General features: G+C 68.0%; 12 protein-coding genes and 1 pseudogene. 8 read left to right on the top strand and 5 right to left on the bottom strand.

Annotated elements, in window-relative coordinates; genetic code table 11:
* The 3 genes from AC07EQ_RS05850 (at window position 1) to AC07EQ_RS05840 (ending at window position 2,820) form a co-directional block, all read left to right on the top strand.
* Window positions 1-312, top strand: coding sequence for a hypothetical protein (locus AC07EQ_RS05850; protein WP_478386782.1), 312 nt, complete (start codon window positions 1-3; stop codon window positions 310-312).
* 16 nt (window positions 313-328) lie between these two features.
* A complete protein-coding gene (locus tag AC07EQ_RS05845; RefSeq protein WP_478387071.1) occupies window positions 329-502 on the top strand; it encodes a DUF6406 domain-containing protein in 174 nt (57 codons plus the stop codon).
* A gap of 122 nt (window positions 503-624) precedes the next feature.
* A complete protein-coding gene (locus tag AC07EQ_RS05840; protein ID WP_478386781.1) occupies window positions 625-2,820 on the top strand; it encodes an SUKH-4 family immunity protein in 2,196 nt (731 codons plus the stop codon).
* Between the two features lie 103 nt (window positions 2,821-2,923).
* Here the strand turns inward: AC07EQ_RS05840 and AC07EQ_RS05835 are convergent, their stop codons facing one another.
* Window positions 2,924-4,780, bottom strand: coding sequence for a sulfatase-like hydrolase/transferase (locus tag AC07EQ_RS05835; RefSeq protein WP_478386780.1), 1,857 nt, complete (start codon window positions 4,778-4,780; stop codon window positions 2,924-2,926).
* A 60-nt stretch (window positions 4,781-4,840) separates the two neighbouring features.
* On the bottom strand, window positions 4,841-5,452 hold the full coding sequence (locus AC07EQ_RS05830; protein WP_478386779.1) for a TetR/AcrR family transcriptional regulator: 612 nt from the start codon (window positions 5,450-5,452) through the stop codon (window positions 4,841-4,843).
* Between AC07EQ_RS05830 and AC07EQ_RS05825 the strand changes: the two genes are divergently transcribed.
* The 4 genes and pseudogenes from AC07EQ_RS05825 to AC07EQ_RS05810 all read left to right on the top strand — a co-directional run.
* A complete protein-coding gene (locus AC07EQ_RS05825; protein ID WP_478386778.1) occupies window positions 5,426-6,874 on the top strand; it encodes an MFS transporter in 1,449 nt (482 codons plus the stop codon). The two genes, AC07EQ_RS05830 and AC07EQ_RS05825, sit on opposite strands and share 27 nt — an antisense overlap.
* A gap of 100 nt (window positions 6,875-6,974) precedes the next feature.
* The gene (locus AC07EQ_RS05820) at window positions 6,975-9,278 is read left to right on the top strand and encodes a glycoside hydrolase family 3 C-terminal domain-containing protein (RefSeq protein ID WP_478386777.1); all 2,304 of its coding nucleotides are present in this window, start codon (window positions 6,975-6,977) and stop codon (window positions 9,276-9,278) included.
* A gap of 199 nt (window positions 9,279-9,477) precedes the next feature.
* The gene (locus tag AC07EQ_RS05815; RefSeq protein ID WP_478386776.1) at window positions 9,478-10,368 is read left to right on the top strand and encodes a formylglycine-generating enzyme family protein; all 891 of its coding nucleotides are present in this window, start codon (window positions 9,478-9,480) and stop codon (window positions 10,366-10,368) included.
* Between the two features lie 185 nt (window positions 10,369-10,553).
* A pseudogene (locus AC07EQ_RS05810) lies at window positions 10,554-10,709 on the top strand (IS3 family transposase); the annotation flags it as partial.
* 248 nt (window positions 10,710-10,957) lie between these two features.
* Here the strand turns inward: AC07EQ_RS05810 and AC07EQ_RS05805 are convergent.
* Window positions 10,958-12,760, bottom strand: a complete 1,803-nt coding sequence (locus AC07EQ_RS05805) for an AMP-dependent synthetase/ligase (protein ID WP_478386775.1) — start codon at window positions 12,758-12,760, stop codon at window positions 10,958-10,960.
* Between the two features lie 413 nt (window positions 12,761-13,173).
* Between AC07EQ_RS05805 and AC07EQ_RS05800 the strand changes: the two genes are divergently transcribed.
* Complete coding sequence (locus AC07EQ_RS05800; protein WP_478387070.1) at window positions 13,174-14,376, top strand: IS110 family transposase; 1,203 nt, start codon at window positions 13,174-13,176, stop codon at window positions 14,374-14,376.
* 36 nt (window positions 14,377-14,412) lie between these two features.
* Here AC07EQ_RS05800 and AC07EQ_RS05795 read toward each other — a convergent pair whose 3' ends face one another.
* Together AC07EQ_RS05795 and AC07EQ_RS05790 are read right to left on the bottom strand one after the other, a co-directional pair.
* Window positions 14,413-15,222 carry an enoyl-CoA hydratase/isomerase family protein gene (locus AC07EQ_RS05795; protein WP_478386774.1) on the bottom strand — a complete coding sequence of 270 codons (810 nt, stop codon included), beginning with the start codon at window positions 15,220-15,222 and terminating at the stop codon, window positions 14,413-14,415.
* A gap of 24 nt (window positions 15,223-15,246) precedes the next feature.
* Window positions 15,247-16,548, bottom strand: coding sequence for an MFS transporter (locus tag AC07EQ_RS05790; protein ID WP_478386773.1), 1,302 nt, complete (start codon window positions 16,546-16,548; stop codon window positions 15,247-15,249).
* Between the last annotated feature and the right edge of the window lie 19 nt (window positions 16,549-16,567).

Genomic DNA, 16,567 nt, shown 5'->3' with positions numbered 1-16,567 from the left:
GTGTCGTACCCCGGCGCGCCGGAACCGGTACAGCCCATCCCCGCCACCGCCGAAGAGGCATTGGCTGCCGCTCGCGCCCGATTCGAAGTACTGGATCTGGAAGGAAAACCGGCGCCGTTGTACACGGTGGAGTTCGACATCGGCTTCCTCGTCCACGCCGTCATGCCCCCGCCGCCGCCCGGCACTCAGGCGCCGTTGGGTGGCAGTCACATGGTGATCTCCAAAAGCGATGGAGCCGTCACCTATGTCCCCAACTTTCCGCCGGACTCCGCGATCGAGCTGTACCGCAGCCTGCGCCGGCCCAATGGCTAGGGCGGCCGCCTGAGGGCTGGAAGGCTTTTGCCTAGTACAGCACGCCACCGGGGAGCGGAAGCACACCCTCCGAATTGGTGAGACCTTCCCCGTGGGCGACGAGACGTGGCAGCTCGCCGACTTGACGGGTTGGCCGAGCGAGGACGACTGGATCGTGATGCTGAGACGCGTCGCGACTGCCCCGGCCTGAGGCCGCCACCGCAGACTTCTGCCGGCCGCACCTCTGGTCCGGGTCATGCGACAGTATTAGCCCGGTGCCATTCGCATGCGGCCACGCGGAGGGTCGGGGGGCATCGCGCAACGAGGAGGACCATGTCCGAGCCAACCACCGATACCCCCGGAATCCCCGAGGAAGAGATCGCCGGTCGCGTCGGCGCATGGTGGCGTGAGGGTGAGCACGGTGGCCAAGTCGCCTTCCTCGTCTCTCCGGCCGGCAATGACGCCTCGGCCGTCATGCGGGAGGTGCACGAGCACCTGCCCGGGAGTGTTCTCGTCGACGCCACCGGCCTCACCGCCGAGCAGGTCATGCAGCAGGCCCTTGCGGCACTTGGCGTCGATCTGTCCGCGGACAAGCGGGACGACTGGCGTTTCGCGCTCGGCTCGTGGCCCGAGGAGCGGTTGCTGCTGGTCGTCAACGCCCACCGCGCCGGGCCGACACGGCGGTCGTACGAGGCCGAGCGGTTGGTGACCCCGACCCTTCCGTGGCTGGCGCGTGGCAAGTTGGCCGTGGTGGTCCATGTGGTTCCCGAGTTGCTGCCGGCCCACGTTGATCCCAGAGCGGTGTTTCGGCTGTCCGCGGCAGCCGTCGAGTATCCGCCGGCGGCAACGGAGTCCGTTGCCGTGCAGGCGTTGGCACTGGCCGAGCCCCGCTTCGTGCCCGTCCCTGTCTGGGCCCAACTCGTCACCGCGCTGACCGGTGAAGCGGCATCCGAAGACGAGCTCGCTGAATTCGCGAGGGAGGGGTCCGGAATTCTTCGGCTCGGACCTCTCGGGGTTTCCTTTGTCGACGAGGGCCTGGCCGAGACCTTGCGTCAGGAGGTCGAATCGGCCGAACTCCGCCGCGTCCATAGCCAGTTGGCTGGTTGGCTGATGCGCTCGGCTTCGGATTTTCGCCACCCCGAGGGGTGGGCCAAAGGCGGTGCCGTCGGCCTGTACGCGGCCACTGGGCTCGCCATGCACGCCGTACAGGCAGGAACGTACTACGAAGTTCTTCGGGACGGACGCGTCATCGCCAATCTGCCGCAAACGGCACTCATGGACGCGGCACGAAGCATCAGCTTCCTCATCCCCGGAAACACGGCTGCCGCCGACGCGATTCATCTGTGGGGGTGGGGAGTCACACCGCGGCATCAGACGGAGTGGGCTTCGTGGCTGCACCTCATGGCGCTTTCGCGCGACGATCTCGAATTCGCGTCCGCCGTCGCTGCGTCTGGTGTGGCACTGCCCTGGCAGGTCAAGTGGGCCCATTGGCGGCCACCGGGTGGCTATCACGCGCGCTATCTGCGGGCCGGGAGATTTGCCGCCCTGGCGGAGGTGCGCTGGCAGGGGCGACCCGCCATTGCCGGTTTGCAGCAGCGGACGGTGGACGGTGCACAGCAGCCGTATGTCTCGATCTGGGACGTGGAGACGGGAGAGCGTGTCGCCCACCCTTGGGAAAGCGACGAGATTCCGGCGGCGCATCGTGCAGAACTCACCTGGCCCGCGTCACCCGGGAGCGGCTCCGCCGCGCCTGCTCGTGTCCGAGAGCTGTTCGCCTCGTCGTCGCCCCGACGAAACAAGCGCGCTCTCATGCTGCCCTGCGTGCCGCTGGCCGTGGGGGAAGCCGTCGTCTTCGCGGGAGACTTGGGACTGATCGCCGTCAAGCCCGCGGACGGCGTGAACATCTCCGACTTCGGTGCCCGGCTGCAACCCCTGAGCTGGGATTACGCGGACGCGGGCCGGTGCAGTCCGATCGACTCGCCGGCGCCGAGTCACGAGGACCTCATCGCTCTGTTCGGCGAGGACGCGCTCTATCCCATCGAGGCCGAGGACCTTCCGGATCGGCTCACCCATGCGGCGACGCGCGAACTTCTCCTTGATTTCGGTCTGCCGTACATGAACGAAGGGGCCATGGGGCTTTTCCCGTTCGGCAACTGGGAGACCGAAATTCTCGACGAGCTGCCCTCCTGGCCCGAGGGAATCGAGCCCGTCCCGGAAAGCGGGCCCTTCTTCCAGATCGGCAAGTGGATGGGCGGCAAGCTCGTCATCGACGGGCCCACCGGACACGTCCTGCGCGTTCCCACGAAGCCGGGCGAGGATCACCTCGCCGGCCTTCCCGCCGCGCACAGCCTCGTAGATTTCCTCACCATGGTCGCTCTGTACGTCACCGGGCTGCGTATGCGGAGCATTCTGCCCCCGGCCAGTTCCGAGCGAGGGCAGATCACCTATTGGGTCCTGGGAGCACTGACCGAAATCGACGAGAGGGGCAGTGAGCAGCCCGCCTGGTCGTACGCACTCCACAACCTGTGACACAACAAGCGTCAATCCGTTCGTGACTGTTTTTCCTCCTGGTCGGTGACGGCATCCGCACCGCCACGCAGAACGAGGATGGAAAATCCTCAGTGGACGGACCTCAGCGTTGAACGGCGGCCAGGAATGCCATGGGGTCGAACACTGGTGCGTCCGGTGTGTACTCGCCGTCGAGCTGCAGCCGGAGGTAGCGCCCGGCGTTGCCGAGGTACTCGCCTCCCAACTCGGCCGCCGCGTCGATGACAGCGCGGTGCGGGCGCACCCGGTCGAGGTCCAGGTGGGTGAGAGCGTTGATCGCCTCGAGGCGCGCCCATGGTGCGCTTTCCAAAGCGGCGACGCGGGCGAGAGCGGTGTACGCGTCTTCGTCGCCGGCGATCCGAGCAAACGCTTCCGCGGCGGGGACGACGACGGACGGCTCGGAATCGGTGAGCGCGATGCGCAGTCCGGCTGCTGCGTCGACAGCGGCGGGCGCGAGCCAGAGGATGCCGATAGCGGCCCAGCGGCGAACGGTCGCGTCGTCGTCGGTCAGGGCGGTCAGGAAGTCTGGGAGCGCGGCCGGGTCGCGGTCCAGCCCTCGGTCGGCGAGGGACAGGATCCGTTCCAAGGGGTAGGCGCAGGGCTCGCGGGTCGCGTCCCAGCCCAGGAGGGGCGAGTCCTCCGGCAGGAAACCGTTGTCGTTGCCGGCGAGGATGCGTTCGCGCAGTGCTTCCCGCAGTTCGGCCTCGACCTCGGCGAATTCGGGACGTCCGGCCAGGTTCTCGACCTCGTCCGGGTCGGCATCCACGTCGTAGAGCTCGACCGGGTCGGCGGGCCGCCACCAGCGCTCCTGCTCGGGCGTCAGCCGCCCGGCGGCGTGCTCCTGCTCCCACGAGCGGAAGCCGGCCGCGTTCCAGGCGAAGGCCTGATGCTGGATCACCGGGCGGTGCGGCGTGTAATTGCGCAGGTAGCGGAAGCGGCGGCTGCGGACCGTGCGCACGAGGCTGAAGCGCTCGTCCATCCGGCCGCGTCCGCCGAACGCGAGCGCTGGGGCGGTCGGCGCCGTGAGCGCGGGCTCCCGCATCTGATCGGGGACCGGTAGGCCCGCGAGTTCGAGCAGGGTCGGGGGGATGGCCAGCGTCGAGACCGGGTCGGGGTGCCGGGATCCGGCGGCTGCCAGGCGCTCGGCCAAGTGCGGCGGTGCGGACACCAGGAGCGGCACGTGCAGGCCTTCGTCGTAGAGGTACCGCTTGCTCCTCGGGGTGACGCCGCCGTGGTCCGAGGTGAGGAGCACGACGGTGTTCTCGATGAGGTCGTCCTCGGCCAGCTGGTCGAGCAAGTTGGCGACGAACGCGTCCAGCCGGGCGACGAGGGAGTAGTAGCGGACGAAGTCCGCGCGCACCTCGGGGGTGTCCGGCAGGTAGCGCGGGACGCGGATCGCTTCGGGCGGCACGGTGGGACCCGGCGGCTCGGGGTCCGGCTTCTCGATGAGCTGCGCGATAGCCCGAGCGAGGCTGGAATTCTCGTCGAAGATCGACGACTCGTGCGTCGGGTCGTAGTTGAACACGGCGAAGAACGGCGACTCGGCGGGCCGGTCCCGCCAGTGCGCGGTGCGGGACGACTCGTCCCAGATCGCGGTCGCGTCCACCTCGAGGTTGTAGTCGGTCTTCGCATTGTTGGTGCAGTAGTACCCAGCGCTGCGGAGGAGCTCCGGGCAGGTTGCCATCCAGTCCGGGCGAGCCGCGGCGGCGCGCATCCGGTCGGCGGGGGAGTGGCTCTCGGGCGCGACACCGGTCAGCAGGGCGAAGCGCGATGGTGCGCACACCGGGGCGGGGGAGTAGGCGCGTTCGTAGAGCACACCGCGGGCGGCGAGGGCGTCGATGGCCGGGGTCGATGCCCTCGGATCGCCGTAGCAGCCGTACCAGGGCGGGCAGTCCTCCGCGACGATCCAGAGAACGTTCGGCCGTTCTGGGGCAGTGCGCACGCCACGCCTCCTATATCTACCGAGTGCTCGGTAGATATAGCAGAGCGGTGGCCGGTCGCGCTATGCCTGGGCTTGCAGCGGGGCGATGGCCTGCTCGAACACGTCGAGCAAATCCATCTCGGGCCGGAAGAGGAACTGGAGCTGGAGCCCGTCCATCAGCGCGATCAGCTTCGCGGCGGCGGCGTCCGGATCAACGTCCTCGGCGAGCAGGCCTTTCGCCGCGTCCGCCCGCAAGTGCTGCGCGAACCCGGCGTGCACGGTCTTGTAGCGATGGATGAAGTACTCGTGTGCGGGATGGTCGGGATCGGTTGCTTCTGCGGAGAGCGTGACGAAAAGCCGCATGAATCCAGGGTTTTCCAGGTTTCGCTGCAGTACTGACCGGCAGGCCGCGAGTCCGCCGTCCGTCAGCGCTTCTTCTTCGAGTGCGCGCTGCATGAGCGCGTTGCGGTGCTCCAGCGCCGCCAGGAGGAGCTCTTCCTTGGTGGGGAAGTAGTGCAGCAGGCCCTGGATGGTCAGGCCGACCTCGTCGGCGACGGTCTTGAGCGAACCCTGCCGGTAGCCCTGCTGGCCGAAGACGGCGGCGGCCGCCTCGATGATCTGGGCTCGGCGCTGTTCGGGTGAGGTGCGTCGCGCGCGTGGCCTCAGGTGAGCAGTGGGAGCGGCATCGGTCATACCTGGATCGTATCGCCGCTGACTATTGCGCTACCTACCGAGTGCTCGGTATATATGCGGTTGGTTCTCGTCCCCGCGAGGATGACGTTGGAGAAAGGCCACGCCGTCGTGGACCACCAAAGCTCCTCTCAGCCAGTGCAAGCGCCGCTTGACGAGCGTGCCCGGCCCGTCGGCGCCGCCGAGTCCGGGCAGCACCCGGACAAACCCGTGTCGGCCGGATTTCAGACGTCGCTGTTCTTGGCCTTCCTCGGCGCCTGGACCGCGCTGCTGCCGGCGACCGGCATCACGCTGGCCCTCAAGGTGAACCAGATCGATCCTGGCGGGAAGGCGACCAGCCTTTCTCTCGTGCTCGGGGTCGGCGCATTCGTGGCCCTCGTCGCGCAGAACGTGTTCGGTGCGCTCAGCGACCGCACCACCAGCCGGTTCGGGATGCGCAAGCCGTGGATCTTCGGCGGCATGATCGCCGGCGCGGCCAGCCTGCTGCTGCTCGCTGCGGCCGGCAACATCCTGCTGCTCGTGTTCGCCTGGGCGCTGACCCAGTTGACCTTCAACATCCTGCTCGCCGGGCTCAACCCGGTCGTCCCGGACCAGGTGCCGAGGCGGCAGCTCGGCAGCGTCTCCGGTCTGATCGGCATCACCCAGGTGCTCGCCGGCGTCGGCGGCGCCTTCCTGGCGCAACTGCTCCTGCCCGACCTGACGACCGCCATCCTCATCCCCGGGGTCTTCCTGCTGTTCTTCGGGACGGTGTTCCTGCTCGTCCTGAAAGACCGGCGTCTCAGACGCGAGGACGTGCCGACGTTCAGCCTGCTGACCTTCCTCAAGGCGTTCTGGACGAGCCCGCGCGAGGCCCCCGACTTCGCACTGGCCTGGGTCTCCCGCCTGCTGGTCCTCTTCGGCAACATGACGCTGGCGAACTACCAGCTGTACTTCCTGCTCGACCGGTTCGGCTACACACAGGCGAATGTCGGCCCGGCGGTGCTGCTGCTCACCCTGATCAACGCGATCACGGCCATTCCCGCCAGCATCCTGCTCGGTCGCGTCTCCGACCGGTTGGGCCGCCGCAAACTCTTCGTGCTCATTTCGGCGGTTATCATCTCGATCGCCCACATCGTCGCCGCCTACGCGCCGACCTTCAACGTGTTCGTCATCTCCGCCGTGGTCGCAGGACTCGCGATGGGCGTCTACTTGGCCGTCGACCAGGCCCTGATGGTGGAGGTGCTGCCCTCCCGCGACGACGTCGCCAAGGACATGGCCGTGCTCCACCTCGCGAACGTGCTCCCGCAGACGCTCGTGCCGGTCACCGCGCCGCTGTTCCTGATGATCGGCGGCGGGACGAGCAACTACGCCGCACTGTTCGTCGGCGGCGCCATCATCTCGATCATCGGCGCCATCGTGAACCAGTTCATCCGAACCGTCCGCTGAGCCCGGAAGCCCGTCCCCGAATTTCGACTGCGCAGCGGTGCCCGGCACCCGTCAGACATGTCATGACTCAGCGGAGACCACGGATACGGAGGAGGAAGTGATGGCAGACAGCACCGCACCCGCGACGGGGTTGCCCGACTCGGTCGCCGATCTCACGCTCGAGGAGAAGGCATCCCTGACCAGCGGCGCGGACTTTTGGCACACGCAGGCGGCCGAGCGGGTGGGTATCCCGTCGATCATGGTCACCGACGGCCCGCACGGTCTGCGCAAGCAGCCCGACGGGGGTGACCACCTCGGCATGGGTGAGAGCGTGCTGGCAACGTGCTTCCCGCCCGCTGTCGGGCTCGGCTCGTCGTGGGACGTTGAGCTCGTGCACCGCGTCGGCACGGCGCTCGGCACCGAGACCTCGATCGAGGACGTCGCGGTGCTGCTCGGTCCGGGCATCAACATCAAGCGATCGCCCCTGTGCGGCCGCAACTTCGAGTACCTGTCCGAGGATCCTGTCGTCGCCGGTGTGCTCGGCGCGGCGATGGTGCGCGGCATCCAGTCGAAGGGAGTGGGCGCCTCGCTCAAGCACTTCGCCGCGAACAACCAGGAACACGACCGCATGCGGTCCAGTTCGGACGTCGACGTGCGACCGCTGCGCGAGATCTACCTGCGGGGCTTCCAGCGCGTGGTAGAGGACGCCCAGCCGTGGACGGTCATGTGCTCGTACAACCGCATCAACGGCGTGTACACCTCGGAAGACCCGTGGCTGCTCACGCAGGTGCTGCGCAACGAGTGGGGCTTTGAGGGGCTGGTCGTTTCGGACTGGGGTGCGGTCAACGAACGTGTCCTGGGCTTGGCGGCCGGCATGGACCTCGAAATGCCGTCGTCGAACGGCGTCACCGACGCCCAGATCATGGCGGCGGTGAAGGACGGTTCGCTGGACGAGTCGGTGCTGGACACCGCGGCAGGCCGCGTGCTCGACCTCGTGCACAAGGCCCGGGCCGGGGCGGGTGCGGTCGCGGGCCCGCTCGACGTCGACGCGCACCACGCGCTCGCGCGCGAGGCCGCGGGCCGGTCGATCGTGCTGCTGAAGAACGACGGCGATCTGCTCCCACTCGCGAACGACGCGTCGCTCGCCGTCATCGGCGCATTCGCCGCCGAGCCGCGCTACCAGGGTGCCGGGTCGTCGTTGATCAATCCGACGCGTCTCGACAACGCGCTGGACGAGATCCGCGCGCTCGCGACGAGCGAAGTGACGTATGCGAAGGGCTTCAGCCTCGCTCGCGACGTATCGGCCGACGAAACCGCGGCGCTGCGCGAAGAGGCCGTCGCCACCGCGTCCGCTGCCGATACCGCGGTCGTGTTCCTGGGTCTGCCCGCACGTCTGGAGTCGGAGGGCTACGACCGCGAGGACATCGACCTGCCCGCCGAGCAGCTCGACCTGCTCGACGCGGTGCTCGCAGCCAACCCGCGCACGGTGGTCGTGCTCTCCAACGGAGGCGTCGTGGCGCTGCCGTTCGCCGAGAACGCTCCGGCGATCGTCGAAGGCTGGCTGTTGGGCCAGGCCGGTGGCGGTGCGACGGCCGATGTGCTGTTCGGCGAGGTCAACCCGTCGGCGAAGCTCACCGAGACCATCCCGCTGCGCCTGGCGGACACCCCCGCATACCTCGACTTCCCCGGCGACTTCTCGCACGTCCGGTACGGGGAGGGCCTGTTCGTCGGTTACCGCTGGTACGACGCGCGCAGCATGGACGTGGCGTTCCCGTTCGGCCACGGGCTGTCGTACACGACGTTCGAGTACGGCGACGTCTCGGCCGCGGTGCGCGCTGACGGTGACATCGACGTGACCGTCACGGTGTCCAACACCGGTGACCGCGCGGGACGCGAGGTCGTGCAGGTCTACACGTCACTCCCGGGCGCGAAGGTGCAGCGGCCGGTGCGCGAGCTCAAGTCCTTCGCCTCCGTCGCGCTGGAGGCGGGGGAGTCGCGCGAGGTATCGCTGGTCGTGCGGCGAAAGGACCTGGCTTACTGGGACATCCGTGTCGACCGCTGGATCGTCGAAGGCGGCGAGTACACAGTGGACGTCGCTGCTTCGAGCCGGGACATTCGCTCGTCGGCGTCTGTTGAGATCAGCGGCGATGAGGTGGTCCTGCCTCTCTCGAACGCCTCGTCGCTCGGTGATCTCCTCGCACATCCTGTCGCCGGCCCGATCGCGCTATCGGCGATGGGCGAGATGGCCGGCAGGGCAGGCGACATCGTCTCGGTCTTGCCCGAGGGCGTGGACGTGTTCAAGATGCTGGAGTCGTTCCCCGTCGGACGCCTCGGCATGCTCGGAGCACTCGCAGGCGGTGAATACGCCAATATCACCGAGCTGATCAAGGGGATCATCGAGAGCGCCAATTCCAAGAACGAGTAGTGCGGTCCCGGGGGTGCCGTGGCTTGGGCATGGCACCCCCGGAACAATGAGGGTTTTCCATCCTCGTCTTGCGTGGCGGTGCGGGGCAAGCTGCGTGGGTGGGTTTGAAAGCGCCTGCCGGCGCTTGGCTGGCGGTTCGGTGCCGGAGGTGGCGGGTGCCCCGGCGGCGGCCACCGGCGAGGAACGGAGGGGGGCAGCGGTGGCTGGATGTTGTCCGCCGTCGGATGCCGAACAGCAGCCCGACGCGGCGGCGGAGGTGGCTTTCCGGGGTGAAGTCGATCTTTCCGGTCTGGTCGTACTGCCTGGCGGGACGTTCCGGATGGGCACCGGTGACCGCGACGGGTTTCCTTCCGACGGCGAAGGGCCGGTGCGGGAGGTGGCAGTCGCGCCATTCGTGATAGACCCGTACTGCGTGTCGAACGAGCGGTTCGCCGAGTTCGCCGACGCGACCGGGTACCGCACGGACGCGGAACGGTTCGGCTGGAGCTACGTGTTCGCCAAGTTCATCCCGGCGCAGCTGCGCAAGATCTCCCCGCGTCCGGAGCAGACACCGTGGTGGTGCGGGGTGTCCGGTGCGACCTGGCGCCACCCGGAAGGTCCGGGCAGCGGGTTGGAGGGCCGCGAGGACCATCCCGTCGTGCACGTCTCGTGGCGCGACGCGGCCGCGTTCTGCCAGTGGTCCGGGCTCCGCCTGCCGACCGAGGCCGAGTGGGAGTACGCCGCGCGGGGCGGTCTGGATCAGGCCCGGTACCCCTGGGGCGACGAACTCACCCCGGATGGTGTGCACCGGTGCAACATCTGGCAGGGCCGGTTCCCGGTCAAGGACCTCGCCGAGGACGGCTACTCCGGTACTGCCCCGGTGGACTCCTTCGAACCCAACGGGCACGGGCTGCACAACGTGGCGGGCAACGTGTGGGAGTGGTGCGCCGACTGGTTCGACGACACCGCTCAGGCGCGGCCCATGCGCGGCGGTTCCTACCTGTGCCACACCTCGTACTGCAACCGCTACCGAGTCGCCGCCCGCACGGCCAACAGCCCCGACAGCTCCAGCGGGAACACGGGCTTCCGCGTCGCCGCCGGCGTCCCCTGATCTGGTGCCGCGCCTGCGGTTCTCGACGGGGTGGACGCGATTTCGATGGAAATTGGACATCCAACTTTCATTGAGGTTCTTCCAACCTCGTCTTGCGTGACGGTGCGGGTGGTGGAACCTGGGACGCCGCTGGTTGAACCGTCCTGGGGCGGTGGAGGCTCTGTTCTGTGAGGAAGGATGGAGTCGTGGCACGACCTTCGAAGCACCCGGTGGAGGTGCGGCAGTGCGCGGTGCGGCTGGTGGCCGAGCATCGTGGTGAGTACGACTTGGAGTGGGCGGCGATCTGCTCGATCGCGGCCAAGTTCGGGGTGACATCGGAGACGCTGCGCAGGCGCGTCAGGATGACTTGGTCGGGGGCGCACCACTCGAGGACCTGCACCGTTCCCTCGGGGGGCGACCTTTCTTTGAGCCGCAGCTGGGAAATGCAGGCCACATTGCCCTTGACACCCGTCGTGCGGTTCTTGGTCTTGGTGTCGACGGTCTGGCAGTCATCGAGGGTGTTGACTGACCGCATGATTCCGATCGTCCTGCTCGCGCCGCAGGATTGATCCACCGGCACGTGCCGACTAGTGGCACCCAAGCAGTGAGGTCATTTCGCTTTCAGCTGGTCGAGGTTGGCATAGAGCGATTCGATTTCCCTCCGGTACTTCTCGGACACAACCTTTCGGCGGACCTTCATCGTCGCGGTCAACTCGTCGCCGTTGGCTTCCCAGAACACGGGCAGGATAGTGAAGTTGCGAACCTGTTCCACCCGAGCGAGGCGGGCGTTGCCTTTGGCCACGCCTTCGGACACGGCTGTCCGGATATCGGGGTTGCCGGACAGCGAGACGGGGTCTTTCCCGTCAAGCCCGTGGGAATTGGCGAACGCGGAGGCGACTTCGGCGTCGAGCGTGATCAGTGCGGTCACATGCGGGCGGCCGTCGCCGATCGCGACGATCGAGCCGATCAGCGAGCATTCCAGTTTGAGCGCGTTCTCGATGTTGGCCGGGGACATGTTCTTCCCGGACGAATTGATGATCATGTCTTTCTTGCGGTCCACAATGGTCACGTAGCCGTCCGCGTCGACGGTCGCGATGTCGCCGGTGTGCAACCATCCATCCGCGTCGAGAGCCTCCGCGGTCTTCTCGGGGTCGTTGCGGTAGCCGCGCATCACGCCCGGGCTGCGGAAGAGCAGCTCGCCGTCGTCCGCCAGCCGGATCTCGATCCCTGGCCGCGGCTGGCCGACGGTCCCCGGCCGTCGCCGGCCGGGCTGGTTGCCGACGCCGGAGGCCGACGCCTCCGTCATGCCCCACACCTCGCACAGCGGGACGCCGAGCGACATGTAGAACTGCAGCGCCTCGGGGGAGATCGGCGCGCCGCCGGAGGTGGTCAAGCCGAGCCGGTCGAGCCCGAACCGGCGGCGCAGCGGCTTGAGGAACACGCGGTCGGCGAGCGGGTGCAGGAGCCGGACGTGCGGCGCCGCGGTCGTGCCGGCGACCTCGGCGCGGACCTGAAGGGCACCGAGCGCCAGGGCGAGCCGCGTCAAGGATCGGAGCCATGCGGGGCGGCGCGCGATCTCCTCCTCGACGGCCGACTTGAGCTTGTACCAGATCATCGGCACGCCGGTGAACATCGTTGGGCGCACCTGGGCCAGGACGTCGAGCACGGTCCGGCCGTTGCGCACCGTGGTGACCGTGGCCGCGCTCGCCATGGGCACGTAGTGCCCGGCCCAGCGGTTGGCGAGATTGGCGTCGGGGAGGTAGGACAGCACGCTGCCGCGGTGGCCCGCGCCGAAGATCTCCCGCTGGGTGCCGAGGTTGACCCCGACGGAGAACAGGACGTTGCCGTGGGTAAGCTCGACGCCCTTGGGCGCGCCGGTCGTGCCCGAGGTGAAGATGATCGTGAGCAGGTCCGTGCGCTCGACGGCCCGCCACGTCGCATCGAAGTCGAAACCGGGCTCCCGGCGGGATTCCAGCTCCCGCAGGCTGAGCACGTCGTCGGCTTCGGCGTCGAGACAGACGATCGTTTTCACCTCGGTTTGGGCCCCGGCCGCCCGGACCTTGCCGAGGAATTGCTCCTCGCACACGACGATCCGGTTCTGCGCGCTCGAGAACAGAAAGGCGATCTGGTCCGGCGGATACGTGTTGTAGACCGAGAACGACACCGCGCCGAGGTGCATGATCGCGGCGTCGACGAGATTGAACTCCGGCCGGTTGGTCAGCATGAGCGCGACTGTGCTGCCCCGGCGTACGCCGAGTGACGCCAGTCCCTCCGCGATGCGGCGGACCCGTTCGGCGTACTGGCGCCAGGTGATGGCGATGGCGTCGTCCGAAGAGCGCAGTGCGATTTCGTCGGACCGCGCGGCGGCGGTGGCTTGGAAGATCGCACACAGGCTCGATGCGTTTTCGGTCACTGTCAACCCTAATCGTGTAGTTGGGTTGGTTTGGTCTTCCAGCCGTTGTTGACGCCCGTGTTAGTCCAGACGTTCGACGTCTAGAGAAAGAGCGGCGCGACTGTGGCTGGTCGTGGTTGGTCCACCGGCGTGACGCCCGGCTTCCTCTTGACGTGCGACGTCTTACGAAAGAACGGCGCACTGCCGGTGGATTGGCTGATCGTCGTGGTGGGATGTTCGTTGCTTGAGCCCGCCGCAGGAGGTGACCTCCCGATGTGTTCCCGAGCCGTGAGCTCTTCGACAGCGCGAGGTTCCTGCCGTGCGCTGGAGTCACGGACGGCTAGTGAGATGACGGACCCACGAGTCCCGCGATTAGGGCGCTGCGTGACCCCACCCAGGCGTTTTCCCTGCGATGACAAGGGAGTTGTGACTTGGTGAATCTGTTCTGCGGCATCGACTGGGGTGAACGCACCCACGGTGTCGCGGTCGTCGACGAGACCGGCACGGTCGTGACCAAGGGCCGCGTCACCGACGATTCCACCGGTTTCGCGCGGTTGCTGGAGTTGCTGGCCGAGGCCGACGACACCCCGGAAAACCCCATCCCGGTCGGCATCGAAACCGACCACGGCCTCCTGATCGCCGCGCTGCGCTGCACGGACCGCATGATCTATCCGATCAACCCGCTGTCGGCGTCGCGTTACCGCTCCCGGCACCAGGTTTCCGGCGCGAAGTCCGACCCGGCGGATGCGGTGCTTTTGGCCAACATCGTGCGCACCGACGCCGCCGCCCACCGCCCGCTGCCCGCCGACAGCGACCTGGCCCAAGCCATTCGGGTGCTGGCCCGCGCCCAGCAGGACGCGGTCTGGGCACGTCAACAACTCGGCAACCAGATTCGCTCGCTGCTCAAGGAATTCTTCCCCGCCGCGATCGAAGCCTTCGCCAAACTCCCCGACGGCGGCCTGGCCCGCGTCGATGCCCGCACCGTCCTGACCGCCGCCCCCAGCCCCGCCACCGCGGCCAAGCTGACCCGAACACAACTGCGCCGCCTGCTGGTCAAGGCCGGCCGCCGCCGCAACGTCGAGTCCGATGTGGAACGGCTCCACAGCATCTTCCGCACTGAACAGCTGCGCCAGCCGGGCACCGTCGAAGAGGCGATGGGGATACAGCTCACCGCGTTGCTGGCCCAGTTCACTGCCGCTTGCAACTCCGCCGAAGAACTCGCGGAGGCCGCACGAGCCCATTTTGAACAGCACCCGGACGCCACAACCATCACCAGCTTCCCCGGCCTCGGGCTGCTTGCCGGCGCCCGGGTGCTCGCCGAGATCGGAGACGACCGCACCCGCTTCCCCGACCCACGGGGCCTGAAGGCCTACGGTCGAAAAACGGTAGTCATGCACCGGCACATCAAAAACCGGCGTCTGGCTGCCGTCGGCAGCATCTGGGCACTGGCCTCGCTCAAAGCCAGCCCCGGAGCACGCCGTCACTTCGACGCCCGCCGCGCCACCGGCGACTGGAACCACCAAGCCCAACGGCACCTGTTCAACAAGTTCCTCGGCCAGCTCCACCACTGCCTCCACACCGGTCAACTCTTCGACGAACACCGCGCGTTTCCACCCCCTCTCACCGCCGCGGCTTGACTTCCAACCACCGTGAGATGTCCTTCTCCGCGGAAGTCACGCGCGTGCTCCGGTGGGGGCCTTCTTCTCCCGCGCGGCGAGGAACGCTTCGACGGCGCGTGCGTGATCGCCCGAGGCGAAGCACTCCTTCTCAGTGGCGAGCGCCGCGTCCAGCACCAGGTTGGCCGTGTCGCGCAAGATCCGGTTGAGCGCTGCCTTCGTGCCCTGTACCGCCCGCCACGGACTGTCGGCGAGCCGGACGGCCAGTGCGTGGGCTTCGGCAGCCAGCTGCTCGGGTTCCACCACGCGGTTGACCAGCCCGATCCGCGCGGCTTCCGCGGCGGACAGTTTGTCGCCGGTCAGCAGGAATTCCTTGGCCCGGGACATGCCGACCAGCCACGGCCACGCGATCAGGCCGCCGTCCCCGGCGACGACGCCCACCGTGACGTGCGGGTCGGAGATGATCGCCGTGCTCGCCATCATCGTGACGTCGCAGAGCAGCGCGATGGTCGCGCCGAGGCCGACGGCGGGGCCGTTGATCGCCGCGATGATCGGCTGCGGCAGTTCGAGCAGGTCCGTGATCAGCTTGCGCGCGTCGGCGAAGAAGGCGTCGAGCTCCGGCCCCGCGCCCTTGCGGTCGCCCTTCAGGTTTCCGCCGGCGGAGAACGCCTTGCCGTGCCCGGTCAGCACGACTGCGCGCACAGTGTCATCGTGGCGGATTTCCGCGAAGACCCGCGCGAGTTCCTGGTGCATCGGGATGGTGATGGCGTTGTAGGCCTCGGGCCGGTTGAACTCCATGGTGAGGACTTGGCCGTCTCGGTGGAAGTTCAGGAATTCGTACGCCGCATAGTGTTCGGTCACGTTCATCAGTCCTTCGTGGAGTGTGGATGGTCAGTTGGCCGTGGAAAGGGCCGCGACGGTGCGTTCGGGGTTGATCAGCTTGGCGCCGACGAGCCCGCCGGCCAGCAAGACGATGCCTAGCACCAGGTAGCCCAGCTGGTAGCCGGCCAGCGCAGTGGCGGCGCTGTTCACGAGGTTGCCGAGGACAAGCGGCGCGATGACGCCGCCCATGCTGTAGCAGGTGACGATGAACCCGATCGAAGCCGCACGCTGCTTGGCCGGGACAACGTCGGACACGAGACACCAGGCCACACCCTGGGCACCGACGCACAGCGACGAACCCAGTGTCAGCAAGGTGATCTGGAGCGGACCACTGTCGACGGCGGGCCACAGCGCAGTGCATAGGCCCCCGAGCGCGACCAGCGCGCAGGACAGCAGCCCGCGGGCCGCGCGGTTCGTGACGCCTTTCTTGGTCAGTGCTCGCGAGACGGCGCCGAAGGCGATCATCATGATCGCGCCGCACAGATGCGGGACGGTGACCAGCCAGCCGGTCGTGGTCGCGTCGTAACCCAGCCCTTGGCGCAGGACGAGGGGGAGCCAGCTGACGTTGGTGGCGACCAGGCAATAGGTGGCGAAGAACAGAACGACGACGCCGAGCACGGTGCCGGACGTCAGCAGCCGCCGGTACGGGATGCGTTCGGGCAGCGTCTCGGACTCCGTCGGCCGCGCGACGTTCTCGGGTCCTTCCCGGCCGACGAGCAGCCAGAGCACGACCCAGACGAATCCGGCGATCGCGGTGACTGCGAACGCGGCGCGCCAGCTGGCGTGGATGATCACCGCGGTGATGACGGGCGCCGCGAGCAGTGGGCCGAAGGAGGCGCCGGCGGTGACGAGGGACGTGGGCAGTGCGCGCCGCTCGGCCGGGAACCAGCTGTGGGTGATGCCGAAGGCGAGCGCCGCCGTCGGCCCCTCCGCGAAACCGAGCAGCATGCGGGTGCCCAGCAGCACAGCGAAGCTGCTGCTCCACACCATCGGGAGCAGGCTGAGCGACCACAGGAACGCGACGCCGGCGAGGAGCCAACGGGCTCGCACCGCCCGGGCCAGGAGCCCGGTCAGGATGGCGCCTGCGGCGTAGAGCCAGAAGAACCCGCTCTGCACGATGCCGAACCGGCCGGCGTCTAGGTTCAGATCGTGCAGCAGGTTGACTCCGGCAAGGCCGACGAGGGCCTTGTCGGCGAAGCTCAGGACCATGAACGCGAAAAGCACGGCCACCATCGCCCACGCGCGGCGCCGGACGAGCGGCGGCTGCGGGCCGGATGAGAGGGCGACCGGAGTCGTGCGGTCGACAGTCATTGGCGACCTTCCTCGGAAG

This window comes from Saccharopolyspora sp. NPDC045839, from assembly GCF_056431645.1.
This window is presented reverse-complemented; position numbering and strand designations above follow the sequence as displayed.

Bases quoted from the DNA above. Each gene is read 5' to 3' on its own strand.
- AC07EQ_RS05795 (WP_478386774.1), bottom strand. From the start codon at position 15,222: ATGAACGTGACCGAACACTATGCGGCGTACGAATTCCTGAACTTCCAC.
- AC07EQ_RS05790 (WP_478386773.1), bottom strand. From the start codon at position 16,548: ATGACTGTCGACCGCACGACTCCGGTCGCCCTCTCATCCGGCCCGCAG.
- AC07EQ_RS05830 (WP_478386779.1), bottom strand. From the start codon at position 5,452: ATGACCGATGCCGCTCCCACTGCTCACCTGAGGCCACGCGCGCGACGC.
- AC07EQ_RS05820 (WP_478386777.1), top strand. From the start codon at position 6,975: ATGGCAGACAGCACCGCACCCGCGACGGGGTTGCCCGACTCGGTCGCC.
- AC07EQ_RS05840 (WP_478386781.1), top strand. From the start codon at position 625: ATGTCCGAGCCAACCACCGATACCCCCGGAATCCCCGAGGAAGAGATC.